Raw genomic sequence first — 9,078 nt, forward strand, 5'->3', positions numbered from 1 at the left:
GAATTAGCTCCACGGCTAATTGAATTAGCTTTACGGCTAATTCGTCTTCCACTGTCGTAAGCCGCCTCACAGCTAATTGAATTAGCCTCACGGCTAATAGGCGTTTCCTGCTCCCCTGTTTCTGAATTAGTTCCACGGCTAATTGAATTAGCCTCACGGCTGATAGGGGAAAAGGCGCGACTGTCCGAATAGTTAAGAATGAGCGCAAAGTTTACCCAATAGAAACCACGCCTTTTTACATCAATAAAACCTTGGGTCTTCAGTCTTTTAATATCGCGACTGACAGTGCTCTTGTTGGCTCCCAACAGATAAGAGATGCCCGACAAGTCCATGTAACAGGTGCCATTCGATCCGGCATTGCTCGCCATGGCTACCAATAAGACTCGCTGGGCATTACTGAGAGCAGGGAGCCCTAGTATTTGATTCACAACGTCACGAATGCTAATCGACGAGGATGTATTCATCTTCAGACCTGTTGTGTTCAGGGTTTAACCTGGCAATGTTCAGGGTGTAGATTTTTTGCCCCTTCAATGCAGTTACGAAGCCTGAAATAGTGAGGTCTTTAATGAGTAGCCCAAGTGTTGTTATGGAGACATCTAAGACTTGGGCCATCTCACGTCTGTCGACTTTCACCTCTCCGTTTATACGACACCTGAGTATCAATACCTGCAAGAGGTGACGGGCTCGTGGTGTCACGTTCAGTAAGATACTTGTCCTCAGTAGCTTGTTCCTTGATATATACATGCAGCCTCCTTGCCGCGTGATATCCATCTCGGTTTGATGTGACACACTGTGTCAATGTTTAATAAACAATGTCATTAAAGCAGCTAACGATCAATACGTCCGAAATAACGTTTGCATTTCAAAAAAAGCTGGTGGTATGGTTCTATTTTACAAGATGGGTGATAGTCAAATACGAGGTTTGTGTTTGCGTTGATGTTTAATAGTGATAGCTTGAGTGAAAACAGCGCTGGACACATCGAATAACAACAATTTCACTCTTGAAGATGGATGTATGGAACAATTAAAAGATCGCCTGAAATACGCTCGGACTCTGAGAGGTTTGTCACAAAAACAACTCGCTAAGACGATTCCGACCTCACAATCTACAGTCCATGACCTTGAATCGGGCAGGATAAAAACCAGTAGTTATCTGGTACGTCTGGCCGATGTTCTGGACGTTGATGTTCGCTGGCTCATCGATGGTCTGGGGTCTCCCGCTGCGGAAGGGGTCAAGATTCTGAATCAGGGATCGCCACTGCCTATGTACGATTGGAAAGGGTTGGCAGATTACACAACTAGCCGTACAGAGCATTTAGGGGCTATTGACGTTGCCTATAAATGTCCTGTCCCGCATTCGGATAATGCTTTTTGTCTGCCTGTTACCAGTCTTCAGGCTATGGATAGGTTCAGGGTGGGGGAGATAATATTTGTTGATCCTGCTTGCCGCTATAACAACAGTGACTTCACTGTTGCTCTTGTTTGTGGTCAGTGTGAGTTGCGACAGCTGGTTACTGATGGCACCCACACGTATTTAAAATCTGATAATGAAAACCTGATTGAAAGCGCTCGCCTCTTATCTGTGAACGTGAAGGTAGGAAAGGAGGCACAGGTTTTATTTCCGACCACGTCTGAAAGCAAAATGGACGTTGAGTTGATTGGCCGGGTCATTATGCGCGAAGAAATATTCTGAATAACCCAGTGGCGTAGTTTGTAGTGCCCTTACAATGATGTGAGGTGCAAAGGATGCATGCAGAAGGAAAATTAGAATGCGATCAAAGAAGTCTTTGGGTTCAGTTCCAAAGCAAAATTTTTCGCCTTTGCCTCAATAGGGCACCAGTCTACGGTCAGCCTGTTCTCCTGTTGGCCGACGGCTCTGAACCATCAACACTGTGTACCTATCACGTGGGCATACCACTGCACAGAGTTTTAGGTTGCATTGTCTCGACCGCATACAAGTTGGATTGAATAACACGGGCAGCTTCCCAGACAGGGGGGCTGTCTTTTTTTTGGCTCATGCGTTCGAGATTGCGGTCAAAACAGAGGCTGCAACGATCGACCAGAAATATAAACAGGAGAATAATTATGGACAACGGTATTTACGACAATCTCGACGAAGAGGTTTACCATAGCGATGAAGCGCTTTCCTCAACGGTTCTGAAAGAGCTGCGACGCTCGCCACGCCACGCCTATTCCCGCATCCAGCAGGAGCGGGGGAAAACCACCCAATCATTAACCCTTGGCCGCTTGCTGCACGCCTGTGTACTGGAGCCGGAGCGTTTCAAAAAGGACTATGCCCCACCGCTCGACCCGGCTACTTATCCCGATGCGCTGGTGTCGCAGGAAAACTACAAAGCCTGCTGCAAGACATTGGGGCTGCCTGTCTCCGGCACCAAGGCGGTGTTGAAAGAGCGGATACAGGAGGCGGCCAGTGACGCTGTTTTTTGGGATGACCTCCTTGAGCAGCATGCCAAGGGCCGGGAGTTGATATCGCAGGCTGACTTTGAGATCTGCGCCGGGGTGATGGCTTCGGTGAATCAACACAGCAAAGCGAGCAAGGTGTTCTCCGACGGTGTCGCCGAACGCTCCCTGTTCTGGGACGACCCGGCCACGGGGCAGGCTTGCCGAGCACGGCTGGATTATTACCGGGAAGACCTCGGGGTTGTCTTCGACCTCAAAACCACCACCGATGCCCGGCTCGATGCCTTCCAGCGCGACGTGTTCAAGTACGGTTATCACATCAGTGCTGCTATGTATCTGGAGGGGTGCCGTCAACGGGGCCTGAAGGCGACTGCCTTTGCATGGCTGGCCATCGAGAAAGAGCCTCCTTATGCCATCGGCCTGTACATGGCCTCCCCCGAAATGCTGGTGGCCGGGGACAATGACTTCCGCGATTACCTGAGCACCTTTGCCGCCTGTAAGGAGGCTAACTTCTGGCCTTCCTACTCCGACGACTTTGTCACTATCGACCTGCCCCCTTGGGCGCAGAACAAACCGCTGCTGCAGAAGGGGGCCTGATATGCCAGCCAAGAAGAAGGAACAACCAACGCAGGCTCAAGCCGCTCCACCAGCGCAGTCCATCAAGAGCCTGTTTCGTGACAAGAAGAACACCATCGCGCAGGCCCTGACCGATACGCCTCTCACACCGGAGCGACTGCTTTCTGTGGTGATGACCGAGATACGCAGGACGCCCAAGCTACAGGAGTGCAGCCATGTCTCCATTCTCGGCTCGGTGGTACAGGCGGCCCAGCTGGGACTGGAGCCGGGGAACGTGCTCGGTTACTGCTACCTGATTCCTTTCTGGGACGGCAAGACCCGCCAGCTGGAATGCCAGTTCATGCTGGGTTACCGGGGCATGCTGGCGCTGGCTCGCCGCTCCGGGGATATCACCAACATTGAGGCCCGCACCGTTTACGAAAACGACGACTTCCATATCCAGTACGGCACCGAGGCCCACATTCGCCACGTCCCGGCCCTGGGGGCCGACCGGGGCCAGCTGATGGGTTTCTACGGGGTCTCGCACCTCGCGGGTGGTGGCTACCACATCGAGTGGCTGCCACGGGATAAGATCGAGGCCATCCGCAAACGCTCCAAGGCCGGTGAGTCCGGACCTTGGCAGACCGACTACGAGGAGATGGGGCGCAAGACCGTCATCCGTCGCATGTTCAAGTACCTGCCGGTGTCCATTGAAGCGCAGAAGGCCGCGCACATGGATGAGCAGGTGGAGCTGGGAGAGTCCCAGAACAACGGAGTAGTCATACAGGGCGATGAAGAGTCTGTCGTCATTGATGAAAACACGGGTGAAATCCTTGGCGATGTGCGCAATGCCAGTGACCTGAACAATGTCTTATAAAAGGAAGAGCAAGATGAGCGAGCGGGTAACAACTTATGAGCCATGCGGCCCGGATGCTTTGGTGGATCAGGGAGTGGACGGGGAGTATGTCCGCACCGAGCATTTTGACCGTGCAGTCACAGCGTTGGCTTGGATCAGTGCCGCTTCAGAAGGCAAGAATATGAGCGCCGAACAGCGCTTGGGCTTGATCAATGAGGTGCTGAATTTTAACCGGGGCTTCATCAACGACAACTGCATGATGAAGCTCGACATGGAGTCCATCAAGAAAGAGAAAATCAACTGATGGCGAGGAGGCAGCGCATGGCTGTTGAGGTGAACGAAAACAACGTGAGTCATCTGAGGTGCGATGAATGTGGCCGGGTGGGTTTTCTGGAAGACCGGGATTGGCACTTTGTGGGGCGGCCCGAGGGCTTTGTTCGGGGGGAAGGGCAGCACTTTTGCTGTGAGAGCTGTCTTCGCATGCAGTATCCCCATCCGCTTGAACGCGTGGAGCCGGAGAAAGCCGATGCCTGACGGGCATGAGGTGGAATAAAAAAAGTGTGTACATCAGAAAAAGTAGGAAAGGAATCTCACTGTGCAGAACATTAATAACCGTAGGGAATACCTTCTCTCACTGGATGCAGAGCTTGTGAAATTTATCCGTAAGTTGGGTGCAAACACAGGATTTTTTTCGCCCTCTTTATTACAAAAAACCAATGAGCTGTCGCGCAGTGATGCTGTAAAGGTCATCCGGAGAGGTTTATCTCTGGGTGTTATGAGTCGTCGGGATTGCGCGGATGGCTACAAGGTGGTGAGCCGGGATATGTCCCATGCAGGCAAGCGATAGCAATGAGTTTGTAAGATATTTTTGCTGCTTGGGGTGCTTCAAGGTTAATAAACACAAGGATGTGGGTATGCTTCAGTGGGTCAGGCTAAAAAAGTATTGTGAACTGTCTGGGGAGACAAAGGGGTCTGTTAATCACAAGAGGGCCGCTGGTCTATGGTTGGAGGGGCAGGAGTTCAGGGTGGCCGATGACTCTTGCGTATGGATCAACTTGGAAGCCGTGAACCGGTGGGCCGAGGGTAGAAAAGGAAGAAGAAAAACGAAATAAAATAAGAGGTGCAATATGGATCTATCTCACATTAAGCCGCCGAAAGGAGTGACCTTTCGGCAGCTCGTGCATCAGATATCTATACGGATACAGTTCCGTTACAGGGGTGAAGATTGTCGGGAAACGGTTATCACAAAAGACATTCCTGACATTCGGAGTGCAAGCGAACGTTCGAAATTCGAACAAAAAATCCGTTCATTGTTACGTCAGGCTTCTGAGAAAAGGAATCGGATTGTTGATGAGATAGAAGAGGAGACTTTCGATTACGCTTATCATTTTCCGCATTCAAAGAAAGCTTCTAAATTCGGTGTTGCTAAAGAGAGTGATCGTAATGAGTGGACGGTTGGTGATTACATCGACTCGTACCTGAAGCGGGCCAAGTCAACAGTTCGTCCGTCCACTTACAGTAACTACGACAAAAAGCTCAGAACAGTCATCAAACCAAACTTTGGCGATGTTTATGTTACTGAACTTACTCCCGGCATGGTTCGTGACTGGGTTCACCTTCGTAGTCACACTGCGAAAAGGAAGACGCTCAGCAATTATCTGGCTCCGTTCAAGCACGCCCTGGATGATGCAGTCATGGATGGAGTCATTCAGATTAATCCTGTACGCCAAATCAACCTCGACAAGATCATCACAGTTGAATCGAGGCAGAGTGAATTTGAGCCTGATCCGTTCACCGAGGATGAGATTGATACGCTGTTGCCTTGCTTTCCTGACCAAATAAGAAATATCTTTGAATTTGCTTTCTACACAGGCCTTCGCACCAATGAACTGATAGGGCTGAAATGGGAAAAAATAGACTGGGTCAAGCGAGAGGTGCTGGTTGATGAGGCTATGGTCGCTGGAGAGATGGGGATGCTGAAAACCGGCACCAAAGGAGTGAAGAGCAGGACTGTGTTACTACTGGATCGTGCTTATGATGCGCTTGAGAGGCAGAAAAAGCACACATTCATGCGAGGTGAGTTTGTTTTCCACAATCCACTACACGATACCCATTGGAAGGATGATGCTCAGCTCAGAAAGTATGGCTGGACTCACGGTATTAAAAAGTCGGGCATACGGTATAGAAACCCTTACCAGACACGCCACACCTATGCACATATGATGATCCGGGATAATGAGAACCTCTGGTGGATCGCGAACCAGATGGGACACAAGGGAATCGAAATGCTTAACCGTCACTATGGCGGCTGGCTTGAAAAGGCAGCTGAAAATTACGCGCCTAAGAATCGCTTCGATATAGGTCGAACCAAGAGTGAAAAAAAGACTGGATAGGTAAGACCTCTTCCTTCTTTTTCCCTTCGCTGAAGCTCATCATTTTCTGAATTTACACCTTTTCAGGCGGCTCATCTGGGCTGTTTCTGGGCTGAATCTGGGCCGTTTCTGGGCTGCTCAATTCTCATCTGGGCTGTTTTTTTACTGATCTGGGCTAAATCTGGGCCGGGCTCACAGGTTGTAGCAGACCTTCACAGAACATACTGCTGACTTCTAATAGTGGCCTGAAAGTTCTATTTCTATAGGGTTTTGGGTCTGTGGTGATCTGTGGGAGTGTGTAGAGTGATGGGATTGGGCTAGAAAGGGAGTGGTGGAGGCGGGGGGATTTGAAACCCCAGATTTTCGCTTCTAAGCCTTTGATAAGTAAAGAGAAAGTGTTTGCAATCCCTGTTACGTGCCATTTGCGTGCCAAACATTTTTTATAACTTTGAGTTATTATCAAGAGGCTTTTCGTGTCTTGTGTTTGCCTTCTGTCGTCCGTCAAATGTAGCAGATCATCGTAGTCTGGCAACCTTGGTTCATAGCAATAGGCTGGTCGTCTTACTGGTTATTGGAAGTGCGCGAACGTCCTGTAAGCTTCTTTGTGTGGTGGTAAACTCAACTGTTGATTGTTGTTCAGGTTTTGGCTATCGGGGCTTTTTCCCCTATAGTGTTTGCCTACATAGTGGGGGGGAATATGGACTTTTTACAAACAATGGAAGAGAGGTAACTATGGGAGCCTCCCTGGATAAAATCACCATCCAAGGCTTCAAGTCTATAAAGGACTTGCAAGGCTTTGAGCTGAAAGCGCTGAATGTCATTGTAGGGGCGAATGGGGCTGGTAAGAGTAACCTGATATCTTTTTTCAAAATGCTCCGGGCACTAGTGGATGGCAACCTGAACCGTTATGTGCGTGATAGTGGTGGTGCTAGTGACCTTCTATTTAATGGTTATAAAGTAACGCCAAGGATGACCTTCGAAACACATTTCGGAGGCCGAGGCTTTCGATTCTATCTCGTACCAACACCTGCCGATCGCTGTGCTATAGAGGATGAGGCTCTCTTCTACGCTGGAGGAACGAGTGGTTGGCGGTCGCTGGGCGACAGTGATGATGGCCGATCTCAAATGGTTGCCGAGGTTGTAACGGGTGCGGCGGATGCGCGTTATTCAAAGCCTGTCTTCGATGCTATAGCATCATGGCAGATCTACCACTTCCATGATACAAGCCCTTCAGCAGGTATGCGCAAATATGAGATTGTTCAGGACAGCAAGGTCTTACGTGCCGATGCGTCAAACTTGGGGGCGTTTCTTCTAAAGCTGAAGCAAGATCACCTTGCAGAATACACAAGAATTGTTGGTGCTATTCGTTTGGTAACGCCGTTCTTTGATGACTTTATTTTGGAACCAAGAACTAGCGGCTCCAAAGAAGAAGTCAATATCAGTTGGATGCAGAAGGGCTCTGACTACCCCTTACAGCCTTATCACCTTTCTGATGGCTCTATCCGTTTTATATGTTTGGCAACAGCGCTTTTGCAGCCGAATCCGCCATCGACAATTATCATTGATGAGCCAGAATTAGGGCTTCATCCAGCCGCGATCGTTATATTAGCGGAGTTAATTCAGCAAGCATCTCAGCGTACGCAGGTTATAGTGGCCTCCCAGTCACCGATACTTATCGATCAGTTTTCTATTGAAGATGTTGTAGTTGTTAACCGTAAGGGGGGAGCTTCTACTTTCCATCGGCTGAGTCAAAGTGATTTTTCTCAATGGCTGGAAAATTACTCGGTTGGTGAGCTGTGGACGAAAAATGTTATAGCTGGAGGCCCACAGTATGAGTAGTCATTACAGTGAGGTTGTGGCTATCGTTGAGGGAAAAACAGAGCAAATATTTGTTGAAAGGGTTTTGGCTCCCTATCTTGCAGAAAAAAATGTATTTATCCAGGCCACTCAAGTCACAAAACCCGGGCAGAAAGGGGGGAGATGTACGTTTTTCTCGAGTAAGTAAAGACTTGGGTAATCACTTGAAGCAGCGAAAAGATACCTATGTAACGACACTCATTGATTACTACGGCACAAGAGAATGGCCGGGTTTGGACGGTTTGGCTGGTGCTCTGTCCCCTGTACAGATTGCTGAAAGGTTGTATGAGGCTACCAGGCAGGCAGTTGATAAGCAGTTCTTAGCGCAGCGGTCTAATGAGCGTTTTATCCCTTTTTTTGCTGTACATGAGTTTGAGGCGCTGCTGTTCAGTGACAGTGCTATTCTGGCCAATGAGCTGAATATTGATAAGGGAGATGTTGATGCTGTTGTTCAGGGATGTAGTGGGCCAGAGGCTATTAATAATAGCCCTATGACAGCTCCGTCGAAGCGGCTGGATGACTGGTCACCCTATGGTAAGTTTGCCAAAACTACTGTTGGTATTACTGTTGCGGAGCGCATAGGAATTTCACGAATGAGGGAACGGTGCCCTCTTTTTGATAACTGGCTCACCCGGCTGGAGGGTACGTTGGATTAATTTTTTGGGCCAAGCATTAAGGTTAGGTCAGAGTTCTGTTAGAGGGGGCGGTCAGGTATATTGCTGCTGAGGTTGCTGGCATCAGTAGGGTTAGATTTTTCCAGTAACGGAATAAGATCGCGACTCCCGCGATCCTTCCCTGTATTGTTGTCTGGCCTTATAGCAGCTCTGGAGCGTCAGCAAAAAGCTCATTGATTTCTTTGTGTAGAGTTTTCTGTCTTTTCATTTCTGCCCAAACTGTTGGGTGCTGTTTTGAGCATATTTCCTCTTTCTTTTTCTTCAGGAGGCTTGTGTCTTTTCCATTTTTTTTATCCATGACATAGACCTTTAGGGCTAAGTTGCCCTTTCTGGTTGTTTGCAC

13 protein-coding genes are annotated in these 9,078 nt (G+C 49.1%); 10 read left to right on the forward strand and 3 right to left on the reverse strand.

Annotated features, from left to right (window positions below; genetic code table 11):
• Both E1189_RS05100 and E1189_RS23590 read right to left on the reverse strand, forming a co-directional pair.
• The coding region (locus E1189_RS05100) for a helix-turn-helix domain-containing protein (protein WP_155158971.1) at window positions 1-464 on the reverse strand (464 nt) is incomplete at its 3' end.
• Window positions 442-612: a hypothetical protein gene (locus E1189_RS23590; RefSeq protein WP_196221210.1), complete on the reverse strand. Its 171-nt coding sequence runs from the start codon at window positions 610-612 to the stop codon at window positions 442-444. The genes E1189_RS23590 and E1189_RS05100, both read right to left, overlap by 23 nt.
• 403 nt (window positions 613-1,015) lie before the next feature.
• Between E1189_RS23590 and E1189_RS05105 the strand changes: the two genes are divergently transcribed.
• From E1189_RS05105 to E1189_RS05145, 10 genes are all read left to right on the forward strand, one after another.
• Window positions 1,016-1,693, forward strand: coding sequence for a helix-turn-helix domain-containing protein (locus E1189_RS05105; RefSeq protein WP_155158972.1), 678 nt, complete (start codon window positions 1,016-1,018; stop codon window positions 1,691-1,693).
• Between the two features lie 392 nt (window positions 1,694-2,085).
• Window positions 2,086-3,018 (forward strand): PD-(D/E)XK nuclease-like domain-containing protein, encoded by a 933-nt coding sequence (locus E1189_RS05110; RefSeq protein ID WP_196221211.1) that lies wholly within the window; start codon window positions 2,086-2,088, stop codon window positions 3,016-3,018.
• A gap of 1 nt (window position 3,019) precedes the next feature.
• On the forward strand, window positions 3,020-3,853 hold the full coding sequence (recT, locus tag E1189_RS05115; protein WP_155158974.1) for a recombination protein RecT: 834 nt from the start codon (window positions 3,020-3,022) through the stop codon (window positions 3,851-3,853).
• A 13-nt stretch (window positions 3,854-3,866) separates the two neighbouring features.
• Complete coding sequence (locus E1189_RS05120) at window positions 3,867-4,136, forward strand: hypothetical protein (protein ID WP_155158975.1); 270 nt, start codon at window positions 3,867-3,869, stop codon at window positions 4,134-4,136.
• Window positions 4,136-4,366, forward strand: coding sequence for a hypothetical protein (locus tag E1189_RS05125; protein ID WP_155158976.1), 231 nt, complete (start codon window positions 4,136-4,138; stop codon window positions 4,364-4,366). The genes E1189_RS05120 and E1189_RS05125 overlap by 1 nt, the downstream gene beginning before the upstream one ends.
• 61 nt (window positions 4,367-4,427) lie before the next feature.
• Window positions 4,428-4,679 (forward strand): hypothetical protein, encoded by a 252-nt coding sequence (locus E1189_RS05130; protein ID WP_155158977.1) that lies wholly within the window; start codon window positions 4,428-4,430, stop codon window positions 4,677-4,679.
• Between the two features lie 67 nt (window positions 4,680-4,746).
• Complete coding sequence (xisR, locus tag E1189_RS26410; RefSeq protein WP_490352830.1) at window positions 4,747-4,944, forward strand: excisionase family protein; 198 nt, start codon at window positions 4,747-4,749, stop codon at window positions 4,942-4,944.
• 15 nt (window positions 4,945-4,959) lie between these two features.
• Entirely contained in the window at window positions 4,960-6,225 is a 1,266-nt protein-coding gene (locus E1189_RS05135) for a site-specific integrase (protein ID WP_155158978.1), read from the forward strand.
• 711 nt (window positions 6,226-6,936) lie between these two features.
• Window positions 6,937-8,043 carry an AAA family ATPase gene (locus E1189_RS05140; protein ID WP_155158979.1) on the forward strand — a complete coding sequence of 369 codons (1,107 nt, stop codon included), beginning with the start codon at window positions 6,937-6,939 and terminating at the stop codon, window positions 8,041-8,043.
• Between the two features lie 8 nt (window positions 8,044-8,051).
• On the forward strand, window positions 8,052-8,717 hold the full coding sequence (locus E1189_RS05145; protein WP_329601901.1) for a DUF4276 family protein: 666 nt from the start codon (window positions 8,052-8,054) through the stop codon (window positions 8,715-8,717).
• 157 nt (window positions 8,718-8,874) lie between these two features.
• Here E1189_RS05145 and E1189_RS05150 read toward each other — a convergent pair.
• Window positions 8,875-9,078 (reverse strand): hypothetical protein (locus E1189_RS05150; protein ID WP_230460180.1); only part of this gene is annotated, 204 nt, incomplete at its 5' end.

The organism is Parendozoicomonas verongulae, from assembly GCF_009711465.1.
GTDB lineage: Bacteria > Pseudomonadota > Gammaproteobacteria > Pseudomonadales > Endozoicomonadaceae > Sansalvadorimonas > Sansalvadorimonas verongulae.